The sequence below is a fragment of the Zobellella endophytica genome (assembly GCF_003012775.1).
GTDB lineage: Bacteria > Pseudomonadota > Gammaproteobacteria > Enterobacterales > Aeromonadaceae > Oceanimonas > Oceanimonas endophytica.
Genome location: NZ_PXYG01000001.1, coordinates 385,121 through 401,771, shown reverse-complemented (window position 1 = coordinate 401,771; position 16,651 = coordinate 385,121). Strand labels below are relative to the sequence as shown.

Here is a 16,651-nt window from a genome sequence, read left to right as displayed (position 1 = left end):
CCTCGGAGCGAGGCCGGGATAAGGCACTAGCGTTTGGCCAGCCGCTGCAGCAGCTTTTCCGCGTCGGCTTTCTGCTCCTCGTTCCCCTGCTCGAGGGCTTCGTTGAGCAGGTCGCGGGCGCTGTCCAGATCCTCGATCTCGATATAGGCGCGGGCCAGATCCAGCTTGGCCCCCATGCCGCCCTCATCGAAGTCGATATCCACGTCACGGCCCTGGCCGAGCACATCGGCGTAATCATCCAGCCCCACGTCCAGCTTGCGCTCGCTGTCCCATTCCGGACTTTCACCGCGCTCCGCTTCCGCCATCAGCCGGTCCACGGAAACATAGGGTTCGGGTTCGGGCGCCGGCTCGGTCGGTGCCGTGGTATCCACCGCGTCGAACATCAGCTCGTCGATTTCATCGTTGCTCACCCCACCCTTGGGCTCGCCGAGGGTTTCATCGTCGAACAGCATATTGTCGAAATCCACCGCTTCCTCCGCCACCGCCTCCTCCGCCTCCGGCTCGGATGCGGGATCGGGCTCGCTTGCCGGTGCCTGCTGGCGCAGCGCTTCTTGCTCTTCCTGCAGTTGCTGCTCTTCGAGGAAGCGGGCGAAGGCGTCTTCATCGATATCGCGCTCCGCCGGCTCCGGCCCGGCCGGGGCGCCATCGTCCCGGGGCGTCAATTCGGCACCGAACAACTCGTCGAACTCGTTGCGCTCGTCGTCCATCAACGCCGAGGCAGACTCGGATAACTCCTTCTCCTGCTCCGCCAGTTCGCGCTTGACCCGGCTACGCCACCACAGGGTGAACAGCGCCAGCAGCAGCAGCGCCGGCAGGGTCAGCACCAGGGCCAGGTTGAGCGGGTTGGTGAGTAGGTCGTCCAGCCAGCCGCCCAGCCCGGTGCCGGTATTCGCCGGGGCGGCTGCGGGGCCGGTCGCCCCGGCCATTTTCAGCTCGCCGACCTCGGCGGTCAGCTGGCTCAGCCGCTGCCTGAGCGCCTGGTTGTTGTTGGCAAGCTCGGCCAGTTGCTCGTTGGACATGGCGACCTGCTCACGCAGCTCATCCAGCAACTGGGTCTGCAGCCGGGCCAGGGCGGTTTCTTCCGCCTCGGCGGGAGAGGTCGCCTCGGCAGCAGGGACGGGTTGCACCACCGGCGCTACAGCGACCGGGGCGGCGGCCTTGGGTTGGCTCAGGCCGGTGGAGGAGACAGCCGCGCCCGCAGCCGGTGCCGCCGCCGGCTGCGGGGCAGAAGCCACCACCGGGGCCGGTGCCGGCCTGGGGGGCGAGACCACGGGCTCGCTGGGGGCCGGTCTGGCGGCTGCCGGCGCGGGCCGGGGGGCGGTCGCCGCCCGGGTCACGCGCCGGTTACCCTGCTGACTCAGCCGGCGGAATTCGGCTTCGGCCTCCCGGGCCGAACGCTGCCGGGCCTGACTCTGGGTGGGCAGGCGCAGCGACGCCCCCCGCTGCAGGTAGTTGATATTGCCCCGTACGAAGGCATTGGGATTGAGGTGATACAGGGCCACCATGGTCTGTTGCACCGTGACCGGCGAGCGGGTATGGCGGGCGGCGATGGACCAGAGGGTGTCGGTACTGCGGATGGGGCCGTAGCGCCCGGGGCTGGCTTGCGCCGGGGTCGTCGCCGGTGCCGGTTGGGGGCTCGCTTCGGCCGGTGATGATGACTCAGGGCCCCTCAGCTCGATATAGAATTCTTCCTGCGCGGACAAGGGCTCGGAGCAGGCCATCCACAGGGCCAGAGCGGTATAAAAAGGAGGTCTGAGTCGTTTCATTGTGTGAGTTATATCCTTTTCCTGACGCCTTACCGGGCCATCCGGCTGGTCTTGGCTCGCCATGGCACAAGTGTAGAAAAAAACAGTGCCAATAGGAACTTATCTGTCGGCTTAATCTGTTAATGGGCTATCGGCCGCCTGTCGTCAGACTTTAAAGCCCAGGCCGGCCATGGCGGGATAAGCGCCAGCCAGCCGCAGCGACCCCAGCTCCCGCCGCTCCGGATAGTCCTTTCGCAACCGGTCGAAGAAACCGGGCTGCCCCAGGGCGCGGCGAAAGGCCCGGTCGTCCTGCTCGATATCATAAACCAGCCGCACCAGCCGTTCGAGCTGCACCTGATCCGGCACGCCGGTCAGGGTCACCCCTGCCACCGGTGGTGGCGGCAACAGCTGTTCGGGCGCGAACCCGGTGTCCCGTCCCTGCTGGGCGCACAGCGCCTGGTAGAGAGCAAAGGTGCCCCTGGCCTTGCCCTCCAGGCTGTAACCGGCGATATGGGGGCTGGCGATCAGCACATGGGGCACCAGGGGCGCCAGCACCCGGGGCTCATGCTCCCAGACATCCATCACCAGGGTCAGCGGAGCCGGCCCCTGCTGTCGGGCCAGGAGCGCCTGATTGTCCCAGACATCGCCCCGGCAGGCATTGATCAGCACCTGCTCCGGGTGCAGCCCCCCGATCAGGGCCTCATCGAGCAGGTGCCAGCTGGCATGAGGTCCGGTCCGGGTCAGCGGCACGTGGAAACTGACGATGTCGGCGCTCATGGCTTGTTCAAAACGGACAAAATCGGTCGGATCCCGCTCGGCCAGGGGCGGATCGCACAGCATGACCCTCATGCCCAGCGCCCGGGCCCGCCTGGCCACCTCGGCACCGGTATTGCCGGCCCCGATCACCGCCAGGGTTTTCTCCCCGAGCCGCCAGTCCTTGTGCGCCGCCACCCGCAGCAGGGCGGCCAGCACATAGTCGCCCACCGCCACCTTGTTGCAGCCCGGCGCGCTGGCGAAGCCGATACCCCGGCGGGCCAGCAGGGCGGTGTCGACATGATCACAGCCGATGGTGGCGGTGCCGACGAAGGCCAGCCGCTCGGCCCGGGCCAGCAGCGCCTCGTCGACCCGGGTGATGGAGCGCACCAGCAGGACGTCCACGTCACGCAGCTGCTCGGGCCTGATATCCCGGCCGGGACAGGTCGCCACGTCGGCCCAGTCGCCAAACAGTTCCTGCACGAACGGCATGTTTTCATCGGCCAGCAATTTCATCGGTTATCTCCTTGAACGGCGCTGCATTGTAACCCGACTTGGCCGGCGCTTCAGCTGTCATGATCCCGGAGTTTTGATAGACTCGCCGCTTCTTTCGACCCGGATCCGACCCATGACCCTACGTTTACTGCTTTGCGTGCTGACGGTGCTGGTGCTGCCGGTGGCCCTGGCCAGCCTGGGCTACCAGTGGCACTGGCGCTGGTTTCCGCTGCTCGAGCTGGACGAACCCCCGGCGTTGCTGGCCTATGGTCTGACCCTGTCGGTCGGCAAGGCCGGTATCGCCATTGCCCTGCTGGCGCTGAGCGCGCTTACCCTGCATCGCTGGCGCCGCCGGCCCCGCCAGTTACTGGTGTTTTTTCTCTGCCTGCTGGCCGCCCTGGGCGGCGCCTTCGTCACCAAGACGGTGGCCAAGCTGTATTTCAAGGAGCCCAGGCCCTATGTGATCTGGCTGGAGCAGCAAGGACAGATCGCCGACAGCGACCGTTTCTATGCCCAGCGGGAGTCGATTCGCGAGCAATGGCTGGCCGAGGGCCTGAGCCGGGTGCCGGAACAGCAGATCCCCGGCTGGCTCAAGCTGCACTGGCAGGAGGAAGTCAACTACTCCTTCCCCTCCGGCCACGCTATCGCCGCCATGACCATCGCCGCTTTCTTCTGCCTGCTGCTGGGCTATCGCCGCGCCTCCCCCTGGTTTGTCGGCATCCTGGCCGGCTGGGCGGTGGCGGTGTGCTATTCCCGGCTGCTGCTCGGCCTGCACTGGCCCGCCGATATCCTGGCCAGCAGCCTGCTCGGCTTTCTGTTCGGCGCCCTCGGCGCCTGGGGCTTTATCCGCTGGGACCGGCGGAAGCTGTAGCTGTGAGCGGGCGCTTACAGCCTACTGATAAACCTTCAGGTTTATCTAGACAGACAACACCTATGCCAAAACAGGCGGACAACGGGAACGGCTTTGCCATCAAGCTGAAAAGGGCGCCGAAGCGCCCTTTTCCATTTCAACCCTTAGGGTTCAATCAACCCTTGTACTTGCTGAACACCAGGCTGGCGTTGGTGCCGCCGAAGCCGAAGCTGTTGGACATCACGGTGTCCAGCTCGGCTTCTTTATATTCGGTGACGATGGGCAGGCCTTGGGCCTTTTCGTCCAGTTCGGTGATGTTGATGCTGGGCGCGATAAAGCCGTGCTCCAGCATCAGCAGCGAGTACACCGCCTCGTGCACGCCGGCGGCGCCCAGAGCATGGCCGGTCATCGCCTTGGTGGCGGAGATGTAGGGAGCCTCGGTGCCGAACAAGCCATGGATGGCTTCCAGCTCCTTGACGTCGCCCACCGGAGTGGAGGTGCCGTGGGTGTTGACGTATTGCACCGGGTTCGCCGTGGCCATGGCCTGCTTCATGCAACGCACCGCGCCCTCGCCGGACGGGGCCACCATGTCGTAACCGTCGGAAGTGGCGCCGTAGCCGGTGATCTCGGCGTAGATTTTGGCGCCGCGCTTGAGCGCGTGCTCCAGCTCTTCCACCACCACGATGCCGCCGCCACCGGAGATGACAAAGCCGTCACGACCGGCGTCGTAGGTGCGGGAGGCCAGTTCGGGGGTTTCATTGTACTTGCTGGACAGGGCGCCCATGGCGTCGAACTGCAGCGCCAGGGTCCAGTCCACCTCTTCGCCGCCACCGGCGAACACGATGTCCTGCTTGCCCATCTGGATCTGTTCCAGGGCGTGGCCGATGCAGTGGGCGGAGGTGGCGCAGGCGGAGCTGATGGAGTAGTTGATGCCCTTGATCTTGAATGGCGTGGCCAGACAGGCGGAAGTGGTGGACGACATGGTGCGCGGCACCATGTAGGGCCCGACCCTGCGTACGCCTTTCTCACGCAGGGTGTCGCAGGCTTCGATCTGGTTCTTGGAAGAAGCACCACCGGAGCCGACCACCAGGCCGGTACGCTCGTTGGATACCATGGACTCGTCGAGCCCGGCGTCGGTGATGGCCTGCTCCATGGACAGGTAGGCAAAGGCGGCGGCATCGCCCATAAAGCGCATCACCTTGCGATCGATATGCTCGGCCGGGTTCAGTTTGACATTTCCCCACACCTGGCTGCGCAGGTTGTAGTCGGCGAATTGCTGGGAAAAGGTGATGCCGGAACGGCCCGCTTTCAGAGAAGCCAGGACCTCTTCCTGATTGTTGCCTATGCTGGAAACCACACCGATCCCGGTAATGACTGCTCTTCTCATGTATCTTTCCTACTGTCTTGATTTGGTGCCAATTCTAACCACAAAGCATGGTCAAACTGGTCTGCTTTCACATAAAATGACCGCTTTATACGGCCCCGGAGGTTCAGTGTCACCCCACTTTGTTACAACCGCTCGCCTGGACTGGAATGACCAGGGCACGCCGGTCGCCGCCGCGTTCGATGACGTCTATTTTTCCAACGACGACGGACTGGCCGAAACCCGCTATGTGTTCCTCGGCCAGAACAACCTGCCGCAGCGGTTTGTCGACCATGACCGCGCCCTGTTCGTGGTGGCCGAAACCGGCTTTGGTACCGGTCTGAACTTCCTGGCCACTTGGCAGGCCTTTGTCGACTACCGCCGGCAACATCCGCAAGGTAACGCCCGGCGCCTGCACTTCCTCAGCGTGGAAAAGTTTCCGCTCAGCCACACCGATCTGCGGCAGGCGCTGGATCGATGGCCAGAGCTTAGCATTTTAGGCGAACGTTTGTTAGCTGAATATCCGCCGGCGGTAAGCGGCTGTCACCGGCTTTGGCTGAGCGATGAGGTCAGCCTGGATTTGTGGCTGGGCGACGTGGCCGAGGTGCTGCCGCAGATGGAAGCGGGGCTGGCCGGCAAGGTGGATGCCTGGTACCTGGACGGCTTCGCGCCCGGCAAGAATCCGCAGATGTGGACCCCACAATTGTTTGATGAACTGGCCCGTCTGGCCAGGAACGGCGCCACCCTGGCCACCTTTACCGCCGCCGGCTTTGTACGCCGCGGCCTGAATGAAGCCGGCTTCCAGGTCAGCCGGGTCAAGGGCTTCGGCCGTAAACGGGAGATGCTGGCCGGGTATCGCCGTGCCGATCGCCGTAAGCCCTACCCCAGCCCCTGGTACTGGCGGCGTCCCGGCCAGGGCGGCCATACCCTGATCGTCGGCGCCGGGGTGGCCGGGGCCGCCCTGGCCCAGGCCCTCACCCGGCGCGGCCACCGCGTCACCCTGCTGGAGCAGGCCGCCGAGCCCGCCGCCGGCGCTTCGGGCAACCGCCAGGGCGCCATTTACCCGCTGCTCAACGGTGAGCACGATACCCTGAGCCGTTTCTACCTGCAGGCTTTTCTCTACGGTCGCCGGGCCCTGTCGGCCCTGGCCGGGCGCCAACCCTTTACCCACGACTGGTGCACCGTGGTGCAACTGGCCCACGATGCCAAGAGCGGCGCCAAGATCGACAAACTGCTCGCAGGCCATTTCCCGGTCGAGCTGGTACAGCCCCTGACGGCCGAGCAGGCCAATACCGTCACCGGCATCAGGGTCAACCGGCCCGGGGTCGCCTACCCGCTGGGCGGATGGGTCTGCCCCTTCGAGCTGACCCGGGCCCTGCTGGCCGAGGCGAGGCACAGCGGCCTGCTCGGCTGCCATTTCGATACCCGGGTTACCGCGCTGAGCCATGACGGCCGGCACTGGCACCTCAAAACCAGTGGCGGCGACTTCCATGCCGACAACGTGGTGCTGGCCAACGGCCACGAGCTGACCACGCTGGCGCAAACCCGGGAGCTCGCTCTCTATCCGGTACGCGGCCAGGTCAACCACCAGCCCACGGCGCCGCAGCTGGCGCCGCTCAGGACGGTGGTCTGCTACGAGGGCTACCTGACCCCGGCCTGGCAGGGAGTCCACTGTGTCGGCGCCAGCTACGGCCGGCAGCAGACCGGGCTGGACTACCGCCCGGGTGAGGAACAGGAGAACCTGGACAAGTTGCTGCGTACCCTGCCCGTCCTGAACGGCCTGGCGGCGCAGCCCGGTGCCGGCCGGGTGGGCATCCGTGCCGCCTGCCGGGACCACCTGCCGCTGGCCGGCGCCGCCCCGGACAAGCCCGCCCAACTGGCGCAGTACGGCGGCATGCACCGGAAGCCCGGTCAGGCCCTGGGGCTGGCGGCGGATCATCCGGGACTCTATGTGCTGTCGGGGCTGGGCTCCCGGGGCATGTGCTCGGCCCCGCTGCTGGCGGAACTGCTGGCCGCCCAGTTGCTGGACGAACCCTTTCCGCTGGCGCGGGAACTGCTGGAAGCACTCAATGCCAACCGGCACTGGCTGCGCAAGCTGCAAAAGGGCAAGGCGGTAGACTGAACTATTGCGGGCGGATAAGCCCCAGGTGCCGGCCGTAATCGTTCTGCTGCTGAAAGTCGCGCAGCAAAGTCTGGGCGATATCGAGCTGATGGTAGCCCACATTGTCCGCCACCCGCTGTAACTGCTCGCAGCTGGGCTGGGGGGCTATCTCGAACAGGGAGCGCTCCAGCCATTCGGCCGCCAGCAAAGCCCGCTCCCGCACCAGCCGCTCGTAGCCGGTCAGCGCCAGGCGGTAATTCTGCCATTCCGGGGTCTGCGGCCACTCCAGCGGCTCGGTGACAGTGGCGGTGAGCGAGACCAGCACCTGTGCGGGAAGACAGCCGCTGTCGTGCTGCTGGCCCGACAGCTGCCAGGACAACCGGTAATCCACATCGGCCAGGCTCGGCTGCAGCGCGCTCGAGCCGTACACGTCCACCGTCTGCCGGGCCTTGAGGGTCATCTCGGCATGGGCGGAGGCGCTCAGCATCAGCAACAGTGCACAGTAAACTCGCTTCACGACCTGTCTCCCGATTGATGGCCTCCGAGGGGAGGCTCATTGTGATTATAGGCGCGCCGCCGGGTCAAGTCATTTGAGTCTAACCCAGAGCCGGTAAAAATCACGGAAACACCGGGCTCCGGGCGACGGAGCACCTGACATCCACGGCCTGCATCTATATAGTGCAGCTAACTGCTATTGGTTGGAGAGCTGTCATGATCACAGCCTATACACTGCACGGAAAATCCCTCGCCATTCAGCCGCTCGACCTGGAGGACAAGCTGCCTTCCAACACCCTGTGGCTGGATATCCTCAAACCCGACGAGCAGGAACAAAACTGGATGAAACAGCTGTTCGTCGAGGAAGTACCCGAGCTCGACGAGCTGGACGACATCGAGGCGTCGGCCCGCTTCTACCGGGACAAGGACGGCCTGCATATCCACTCCCTGTTCCCCCAGCGCCTGGGCAAGGAAATCGACGGCATCAACGTGCTCTTTACCCTGCGCAACAACCTGCTGATCAGCTTTCGCGAGGACGATCTGGGGTTGATGCGACTGCTGCGCCACTACATGCGCCAGGATCGGCTGGAAGTGGAAGACGCCCCGGATCTGCTGCTGGAAATCTTCCAGCTCAAGATAGAGTACATTTCCGACCTGATCGAGGACGGCTACAAGACCCTGGAAGGCACCGCCAAGGAAGTGCTGCAGGTGGACGATCTGCACAAGACCATGTCGGATCTGATGCTGCAGGAAGACGGCAACGGCCATATCCGCCTGGCGCTGTACGATACCCGCCGCGCCCTGCGCTTCCTCAAGCGATCGTTGCGCCAGAACGCCAGCGACGAGCAGCGCAAGTGGATCGACGAGATGCTCTACGACATCGAATCGCTGCTGCCCCACACCCAATTCCTGTTCGACAAGATCAACTTCCAGCTGGAAGCGGCCATGGGTTTTACCAGCCTGGAGCAGAGCAAGGTGATCAAGATCTTCTCGGTGGCCGCGGTGGTGTTCCTGCCGCCGACGCTGATCGCCAGTATCTACGGCATGAACTTCGAGATCATGCCGGAGCTGGGCTTCGATTACGGCTACCCCATGTCGCTGGTGATGATGCTGATGTCCGCCTGCGGCACCTACTACTTCTTCAAGCGCAAGGGCTGGCTGTAAAAGCCTGTTTGAGATCTGCTGTATTCGACCAAGGTGTACTACTCTGCCGACACGCTATAAAATACGGCACTCGCCGTTGCGGCCTGCTGCGAACATTCACTGGATGTTCGGTCAGGCCGAAATGGCTCGTCACGGCGAGCAAGCTCGCCCCATGTACGCTCTCTGTTTCATCCCTGAAACAGAAGGTCGGCAGAGCAGCTCCCTTTGCCCTCCCCATCCGCGCCGTTGTTGCCTGCCGGCACAACCATCAGACGGCACCGGGGCGTGAAAGCGGCAAGAGGATTACCGGTGATAAAAGCGCCGGCCGTGCTCGTCCCGGCGGCCGGCGCTGAAGGCCGACACCCGCTTCAGGTAGCCGATCACCCGGGTGGCATGGTCGACGTCCTCGCTGCCGCACTGCCCGCACGTCCAGTCGGTGTGCTTGCTGATATGGCCGCAGTCGTTGCAGATGGTGCTGCGCACGTTGACGGTAAAATAATGGCAGCCGGTGCTGGCGGCGATGCGATAGAGCTGCAGGTAGCCGTCCTTGGACAGGTGCTCGTCCAGGTTGAGGTGCAACGCCGAGCCGCCGTCCAGGTACTGCACCAGATCCTTGCCGTGCAGCACGAACTTGTCGAGCACCTGGGTTCCTTCCTCGTCCTCCACCACATAGAAGTAGGAATTGTAGCAGTCCCGCGGCACCACATAGCCGTCGGCTTTGTCCCACTTGGCATTCTTCACCCCCAGGTTTTCCGCCGGCACGAATTCGGTGTTGAACAGGTAACCATACTCCTGGCGCGCCACCCGGTTGGCGTCGTAGATAACCTTTAGCCGCTCGCTCACGAACTGCTGGTAGCCCGTATTGTTGCCCACCCGGATGCCGCGGTATTCGGCCGCTTCCGCCATGCCGTTGATGCCGATGGTGAGGAACTGCTTGTCCAGGCTGATAAAGCCGGCGTCGTACACGGTGAGGATGCCGTTGGCCAGGAAGTCTTCCATCAGCCGGCGGTAGGCCACCTGATAGCGCTGGATCTTGTGGATCTCGGTCAGCAGATCCCGGCCGTCCTGCTCCAGCCGGTTCATATTGAGGGTGATCACGTTGATCGAGCCGGTGGCGACCCCGCCCGCCCCCAGGGTGTAGGAAAAGGTATGATCGTTCACCTCGTTGCGTAACCGGCAGCAGGAAGCCAGAGAATCGGCACTGTCCGACATGTAGATGAAGAAGCTGTTGCCACGGCTCATCTGCTCGGCACAGAGCCCGGCAAAGTCGGTGTCGGCCGGCGCCCCGTTCCGGGTCAGCATGGCGGCGGTTACCACCGGGAAGGTCAGCATCGCCTTGCGCCGTTCTTCGTTGAACCAGTCGAGGAAGTGGGCCTGCAGCCGGAACACCGAGTCAGCCTCAGGCCGGCTGCCGTCGGGGAAGACGAAAAACTCGAACATGGTGTTGAAATAGTCGCGATCGAACAGGGAGATATTCCAGAACACGCTCTGGTAGCCTCTGGCCGCCGCCGGCTGGTTGATGGCATAGATCACATGCTGCAGATGATTGTTGATGGCATGGGCATGCTCGGTTAGATAATCGTCACCGTAGTCCCTGCGGGCGAAATAATCGAAGTAGGTCAAAAACTCCACGGTGGCCACGGCACCGGCAAACTGGGAGCTGATGGCAAACACCAGGTTGACGAAGGCGCCACAGAACGACTCCAGGTGGCGGGGCGCCTTGCTCTCACCGCCGAGCCGGGTCAGGCCATCGAGCAGGAAGGGGTACATGGTGATGGACACGCAATAGGGCTTGAGGCTGGTTTCATCGTGCACATAGATCTCATGCTGATCGATTTGCCGCTCGTATTCCGCCGCGAGGTCGGCGCCGAACAATTCGGCTACCTTGGCCTTCACCAGGCCCCGGTTGACCTGCACGAAGAAATCCTTCATCAGCTCCGCCTCGGCGGTGGCGATGTTCTTCTGGGTCACGTTGGCATTGGGATCCATTTTTGAGCCATCCGCCGCATTGGACGCCTTCATATAAGCATTAAAGCTGTCTACCTTCGCGCTCAACTGGTCTGGTTGCAGGCGTATCATAAGGGTCTCCAAAAATGATGATTCAGCGATTCGCCCGTGCTCAGGCAAATCAGCCGTTGGTTAGTGTCTCTGGAGTCGAGACCACCGAGCTCGGCCCGCCAGGGGCCGGTTTTCAGGTAGTCCAGCTCCGCGATCAGGCCTTGCCCTACCCGCTCCCGCCCGCTGTACAGACAGGTTTTCAGCCCTTGTCGCCGCACATGACGCAATAGCACCAGCAGGGTCTCTCGGTCCCACTCTCCGCCAAAAAACAACACGCAGGTCAGCAGGCCACGGTAACGTTCAAGCCACCACTGCAAGCGGTTCAGGGTGAGCGGAGACCCGGCCTGGGGATCCCAGCTGTCCCGGCTGTGGCAACCTGGGCACGCCTGTGGGCAGCCGGTGACCAGCCAGGCCAGGCTGACCTCGCCGGGCACCTCCTGCAGCACTACCCTGGGTTCGAAAGCATTAAGCATTACTCGGCACCAAACACTACATGTTGTGCCTTAATGCTAATTTCAAACACTATATATTGGAATGCGCGGTTTTCTGGATCCGCCTTTTCCCTGATCTGGATCAGTCTTTGGATAATAACGCGCATATCAAACACATATTAAGATGCAGGGGCGGAGATGGCGCCGGACGGGGCTTTGTGTTATCAAATCCGCTAACGAGATGACAGATACGATGACAAGGAGCCCGGGATGCGGAGCAGGATCACCATGGCGGGGCTCGTCGCCCTCGCCCTCAGCGGTTGCGACAACAATGAAGTGGGCGATGTCTCCCTCGGCGTGTTCACCACCAAGGACATCAAGATAGAGGTGCTCACCGATCCGGTGGTCACCGGGGTGACCTGCCATATCTCCAATGTGGTGGCGGATCTGAGCCTGGCGGATCCTTCCGACATGTCGATCAGCTGCCGCCAGACCGGGGAGATCACCCCCGGGATGATAGCGGCGGTGGACAAGTCCAAGAGCGGCGATATCGTGTTCAAGAAGTCGAAGAGCATCTTCCTGAAAAGCCTGAAGATCCGCCGTATCTACGACGAAGCCAGCCAGAGCCTGCTGTACGTGGCCTACAGCACCAAGGAAACCGAAGGCAGCTTCAAGCACTCACTGTCGACGGTGCCGCTGTGGGATACCGCGGCGTATCGGACGAAGCCCTAGCCGGAAGCCGGAAGCCAGGCTTTCACTTCCAGCTTCTAGCTTCTGACTTCAGCTGCGGATCAACTGCTCACGCAGCAGGTGGATGCGATCGCGCGCCGCGGCCGCCTGCTCGAACTCCAGGTTGCGGGCGTGGTTGAGCATGAGCTTCTCCAGCTCGTCGATCTGGGCTGCCAGCTCCTTGGCGGTGGGCAGGTGCGCCGGCACCGGGGTCTTCTCCTTGGCACGCTTGGAGCCGACTCGCTTGGTACCGTCCAGATCCATCACGTCGGTGATGCGCTTGTTGAGCCCCTTGGGCACGATGCCGTGCTCCTCATTGAAGCGCCGCTGCAATTCCCGGCGGCGATCGGTCTCACCGATGGCGGCGGCCATGGAGCGGGTGATGCGGTCCGCATAGAGGATGGCCTTGCCGCTCAGGTTGCGCGCCGCCCGGCCTATGGTCTGGATAAGGGAGCGTTCGGAGCGCAGGAAGCCTTCCTTGTCCGCATCGAGGATCGCCACCAGCGACACCTCCGGCATGTCCAGCCCCTCGCGCAGCAGGTTGATGCCCACCAGCACGTCGAACTGGCCCAAACGCAGGTCGCGGATGATCTCCATCCGCTCCACTGTGTCGATATCCGAGTGCAGATAGCGTACCCGCACCCCGTGCTCGTTCAGGTATTCGGTGAGATCTTCCGCCATGCGCTTGGTGAGGGTGGTGACCAGCACCCGTTCGTCCCGCTCGGCGCGCATCTTCGCCTCCGACAGCAGGTCATCCACCTGGGTCGCCACCGGCCGCACTTCCAGCTCGGGGTCGAGCAGGCCGGTGGGGCGCACCACCTGCTCGGCGATGTCGCTACCGGACTTGTCCAGCTCGTAGGGACCGGGGGTGGCGGAGACGAACACCGTCTGCGGCATCAGCGCCTCGAACTCCTCGAAGCGCAGCGGTCTGTTGTCCAGCGCCGAGGGCAACCGGAAGCCGTACTCCACCAGGGTTTCCTTGCGCGAGCGGTCACCCTTGTACATGCCGCCGATCTGCGGCACCGTGACGTGGGACTCGTCGATAATCAGCAGGCCGTCACCGGGCAGGTAGTCGAACAGGGTAGGCGGCGGCTCGCCCTCCCCCCGCCCCGACAGGTAGCGGGAGTAGTTCTCTATCCCCGAGCAGTAGCCCAACTCCTGGATCATCTCGATGTCGAACTGGGTACGCTGGCTGATGCGCTGCTCTTCCAGCAGCTTGTTGGCCGCCAGCAACTGGGCCTTGCGTGCCTGCAGCTCCACCTTGATCTGCTCTATCGCGTCCAGCAGGGTCTCGCGTGGGGTCACGTAGTGGGTCTTGGGATAGATGGTGAAACGGGCTAGGCTCTGCTGCACGGCGCCGGTGAGCGGGTCGAACAGGCTGAGGCGCTCGATTTCATCGTCGAACAGCTCTACCCGCACCGCCTCGCTGTCGGACTCCGCCGGGAAGATGTCGATCACCTCGCCGCGCACCCGGAAGGTGCCGCGCTGAAAGGCGGCGTCGTTGCGGCTGTATTGCAGCTCCGCCAGCCGGCGCAACATGTCGCGCTGCTGGAGCCGGTCGCCGGTACGCAGGTGCAGCATCATGCTCAGGTAGGACTGGGGGTCGCCCAGGCCGTAGATGGCCGACACCGAGGCCACGATAATCACGTCCCGCCGCTCCATCAGCGCCTTGGTGGCCGACAGCCGCATCTGCTCAATATGATCGTTGATGGAGGCGTCCTTCTCGATGAAGGTATCGGTGGTCGGCACATAGGCCTCGGGCTGGTAGTAGTCGTAGTAGGAGACGAAGTACTCCACCGCGTTGTGGGGAAAGAACTCCTTCATCTCGCCATAGAGCTGGGCCGCCAGGGTCTTGTTGGGGGCCAGTATCATGGTGGGCCGGTTCAGCCTGGCGATGACGTTGGCTATGGTAAAGGTCTTGCCCGAGCCGGTCACCCCCAGCAGGGTCTGGTGCGCCAGGCCGGCATCGATGCCCTCCAGCAGCTGCGCTATCGCGTTGGGCTGATCGCCACCGGGTTGATAGTCGCTCACCAGTTGGAAGTCTTTACTCATTGCCGCTCTCCTCTGTCGTCAAAACCCAGTTTACCCCCGCCGGACCGGTAAATTTAAGCGAAAACTTACCCCCGCCCCGCTGTCGTGAAAAAGCCGATTTTATCCTTGACCCCGGCCGGGGGCCTGCGTATCATCTGCGGCCTCTTCACGAGATTCCCCCTTAGTTCAGTCGGTAGAACGGCGGACTGTTAATCCGTATGTCGCTGGTTCAAGTCCAGCAGGGGGAGCCAAATTTTTCTTCGCCTCTCTTGACTTATCCACTAAATCAACACTCTCCTTCGTTAAAAACCCACATTTTGTGCTTTTGCTCTAAGCTGGCCGCTGCCGTTCAAACACTGAGCGGAAATTTCTTATGGCTTTTTTTAACTTTTTGATTTTTAAGACTTTTGCTTTTGGCGATTTTTTTGCCGACTTATCCGTAATGCCTGCTACGACTGGCTTTGCACCGGTTTTATCTAGCCAATCCACAACCTTATCCACAGAAATGGTGGATAAGTGAGGCAAGCCCACTGGGCGCAAGGCATGCGCCGGTTGTGCATAACCTTTTGAGTCTTTCAGCGCCGAACTCCCGCTATTGACAGCGGGAACAAAGGTTACACCAGCGCCCTGGCCGGCCCCCCGTTGCCGATCAGCTTTCGCATCGCCGCCCGCCCCTTTTTGGCGCCCTGAAACATGCACTTTCACCGCCTTGGTGCGGATTGACCGGCAAAACAAAAAAAACGGTGCCAACTTTCGTTGGCACCGTTCTTGGCTGATGGCAGTGAACCGCTTCTGGGCTAGCGGGCCTGCCCGGTCAGCGCCTTGATTTCCGCCGCCATGATCTCCGCCAGCGGCCCCAGGATGACTTGCAGGTTCTGCTCGCCAAGCTTGACCACGCCCTTGGCACCCAGCGCCTTCAGCCTGGCTTCGTCGACCCGGCTGCGATCGTTCAGGGTCAGCCGCAGGCGGGTGATACAGGCGTCGATGTTGGCCAGGTTGTCCTGCCCGCCCAGCGCTTCCAGGTATTCGCGCGCCAGCTCGGACTGGTCGGTGACCGCCTGCGGTTCGGCGCTGATGCCCTCCTCATCCCGCCCCGGGGTTTTCAGGTTGAAGGCCCGGATCACGAAGTAGAAGGTGGTGAAGTAAACGGCGCCGAACACCAGACCGATGGCCACCAGGGTCCAGGGCTTGGTGGCCAGGCCCCAGTTCAGCACCATGTCGAACAGGCCGGCAGAGAAGCCGAAGCCGTGCAGCACGCCGAACAGGTTGACCACCACCAGCGACAGCCCGGTCAGCAGCGCGTGGATGGCATACAGCAGCGGCGCCAGGAACATGAAGGTGAACTCCAGCGGCTCGGTGATACCGGTCAGGAAGGAAGTGACCGCCACCGACAGCAACAGGCCGCCTACCTGGGCCCGCTTGTCCTTCGGCGCGGCCAGCACCATGGCCAGGGCCCCGGCGGGCAGGCCGAACATCATCACCGGGAAGAAGCCGGCCATGAACACTCCGGCGGTGGGATCACCGGCGAAGAAACGGTGCAGATCGCCCCGGGTCACTTCGCCGGCAATCTGGGTGATGGTGGCGCCGTCCACCCCGGGCACGGCACCGCCCACGCTCAGGGTACGCACCAGCGCCGGATCCATGCAGATATTCTGCACCGCCCCGGCCGCTTCGTAAGTCACCTTGAGGCACTCGCCCAGGCCGAACCAGAAAATGGAGTTCACCACATGGTGCAGGCCCACCGGGATCAACCCCCGGTTGAGCAGGCCGTAGAAGAACTGCCCCACGCCGCCCGAGGTCGATACCGCCATGCCGAAGCTGTCGATACCATGCTGGATGGCCGGCCAGACGAAACCAGCGATAAAGGCCGCCAGCAGCGCGAACAGGCCGGTCATGATCGGCACCAAACGCTTGCCGCCGAAAAAGGCCAGGTAGTCGGGCAGCTTCACCATATGGAAGCGGTTGTAGCAGTGACCGGCGATGATGCCGGCGATGATGCCGCCGAAGAACGACATGTCGATGTCACTGTTGATGGTCTTGGCCGCGCCGGTCAGCACGAAATAGCCCACGGCACCGGCCAGGGCCGCGGCGCCGGCATCGTCCCGGGACAAGCCGACGGCAATGCCCAGGCCGAACAGCAGCGGCAACTGGCTGAAGATGGCGCCTCCCGCTTCGGCGATAAAGGCGATGCCCAGCAGATCCGGTTGCCCCAGGCGCAACAGCAGCGCCGCCACCGGCAGGGTCGCGATGGGTAACATCAGCGCCTTGCCCAATTTCTGTAAATAACCCAGCACGTTCACGGCTGATCTCCTTATGCGTTGTCTGTAGGGAGCCTGTTTTGTCCAAACCGGCCTGAACTCAGTCTATCTGGATATAATTCACACAACAAATTAAGATCCCTATTTATGTGATAAAAATCACTTAATTTGGTTATTTTTCATGCCGCGCATTGGCTAA

The 16,651-nt window shown here is 62.9% G+C and carries 13 protein-coding genes and 1 tRNA gene; 5 read left to right on the top strand and 9 right to left on the bottom strand.

Annotated features, from left to right (window positions below):
* Positions 1-26: 26 nt before the first annotated feature.
* Together C7H85_RS01750 and C7H85_RS01745 are read right to left on the bottom strand one after the other, a co-directional pair.
* Complete coding sequence (locus C7H85_RS01750; RefSeq protein ID WP_106727997.1) at positions 27-1,766, bottom strand: FimV/HubP family polar landmark protein; 1,740 nt, start codon at positions 1,764-1,766, stop codon at positions 27-29.
* Positions 1,767-1,910: 144 nt separating this feature from the next.
* On the bottom strand, positions 1,911-3,014 hold the full coding sequence (locus C7H85_RS01745; protein WP_106727996.1) for a 4-phosphoerythronate dehydrogenase: 1,104 nt from the start codon (positions 3,012-3,014) through the stop codon (positions 1,911-1,913).
* Between the two features lie 112 nt (positions 3,015-3,126).
* Between C7H85_RS01745 and C7H85_RS01740 the strand changes: the two genes are divergently transcribed.
* Complete coding sequence (locus C7H85_RS01740; protein WP_106727995.1) at positions 3,127-3,864, top strand: phosphatase PAP2 family protein; 738 nt, start codon at positions 3,127-3,129, stop codon at positions 3,862-3,864.
* A gap of 154 nt (positions 3,865-4,018) precedes the next feature.
* Here C7H85_RS01740 and fabB read toward each other — a convergent pair whose 3' ends face one another.
* Complete coding sequence (gene fabB / locus C7H85_RS01735) at positions 4,019-5,230, bottom strand: beta-ketoacyl-ACP synthase I (RefSeq protein ID WP_106727994.1); 1,212 nt, start codon at positions 5,228-5,230, stop codon at positions 4,019-4,021.
* Between the two features lie 76 nt (positions 5,231-5,306).
* Between fabB and mnmC the strand changes: the two genes are divergently transcribed.
* Positions 5,307-7,328: a bifunctional tRNA (5-methylaminomethyl-2-thiouridine)(34)-methyltransferase MnmC2/FAD-dependent 5-carboxymethylaminomethyl-2-thiouridine(34) oxidoreductase MnmC1 gene (mnmC, locus tag C7H85_RS01730; RefSeq protein ID WP_168388226.1), complete on the top strand. Its 2,022-nt coding sequence runs from the start codon at positions 5,307-5,309 to the stop codon at positions 7,326-7,328.
* Position 7,329: 1 nt separating this feature from the next.
* Here the strand turns inward: mnmC and C7H85_RS01725 are convergent, their stop codons facing one another.
* On the bottom strand, positions 7,330-7,824 hold the full coding sequence (locus C7H85_RS01725; RefSeq protein WP_245879531.1) for a DUF922 domain-containing protein: 495 nt from the start codon (positions 7,822-7,824) through the stop codon (positions 7,330-7,332).
* A 194-nt stretch (positions 7,825-8,018) separates the two neighbouring features.
* Here C7H85_RS01725 and corA point away from each other — a divergent pair, with 194 nt between their 5' ends.
* Positions 8,019-8,966 (top strand): magnesium/cobalt transporter CorA, encoded by a 948-nt coding sequence (gene corA / locus C7H85_RS01720; protein ID WP_106727992.1) that lies wholly within the window; start codon positions 8,019-8,021, stop codon positions 8,964-8,966.
* Positions 8,967-9,248: 282 nt separating this feature from the next.
* Here the strand turns inward: corA and nrdD are convergent, their stop codons facing one another.
* Together nrdD and nrdG are read right to left on the bottom strand one after the other, a co-directional pair.
* Positions 9,249-11,024 (bottom strand): anaerobic ribonucleoside-triphosphate reductase, encoded by a 1,776-nt coding sequence (nrdD, locus tag C7H85_RS01715; RefSeq protein ID WP_106727991.1) that lies wholly within the window; start codon positions 11,022-11,024, stop codon positions 9,249-9,251.
* Positions 11,021-11,476 carry an anaerobic ribonucleoside-triphosphate reductase activating protein gene (nrdG, locus tag C7H85_RS01710; protein ID WP_106727990.1) on the bottom strand — a complete coding sequence of 152 codons (456 nt, stop codon included), beginning with the start codon at positions 11,474-11,476 and terminating at the stop codon, positions 11,021-11,023. The genes nrdD and nrdG overlap by 4 nt, the downstream gene beginning before the upstream one ends.
* Before the next feature lie 228 nt (positions 11,477-11,704).
* Between nrdG and C7H85_RS01705 the strand changes: the two genes are divergently transcribed.
* Positions 11,705-12,166, top strand: coding sequence for a CreA family protein (locus C7H85_RS01705; protein WP_106727989.1), 462 nt, complete (start codon positions 11,705-11,707; stop codon positions 12,164-12,166).
* A gap of 48 nt (positions 12,167-12,214) precedes the next feature.
* On the opposite strand, the gene uvrB is transcribed toward C7H85_RS01705, so the two are convergent.
* Positions 12,215-14,215, bottom strand: a complete 2,001-nt coding sequence (gene uvrB, locus C7H85_RS01700) for an excinuclease ABC subunit UvrB (protein ID WP_106727988.1) — start codon at positions 14,213-14,215, stop codon at positions 12,215-12,217.
* A gap of 154 nt (positions 14,216-14,369) precedes the next feature.
* Here uvrB and C7H85_RS01695 point away from each other — a divergent pair.
* Positions 14,370-14,445: transfer RNA gene (locus C7H85_RS01695), tRNA-Asn, on the top strand.
* A 79-nt stretch (positions 14,446-14,524) separates the two neighbouring features.
* Here the strand turns inward: C7H85_RS01695 and C7H85_RS19450 are convergent.
* The gene (locus tag C7H85_RS19450; protein WP_146140395.1) at positions 14,525-14,944 is read right to left on the bottom strand and encodes a hypothetical protein; all 420 of its coding nucleotides are present in this window, start codon (positions 14,942-14,944) and stop codon (positions 14,525-14,527) included.
* A gap of 47 nt (positions 14,945-14,991) precedes the next feature.
* Positions 14,992-16,494 carry an N-acetylglucosamine-specific PTS transporter subunit IIBC gene (gene nagE, locus C7H85_RS01690; protein ID WP_106727987.1) on the bottom strand — a complete coding sequence of 501 codons (1,503 nt, stop codon included), beginning with the start codon at positions 16,492-16,494 and terminating at the stop codon, positions 14,992-14,994.
* Positions 16,495-16,651: the final 157 nt, after the last annotated feature.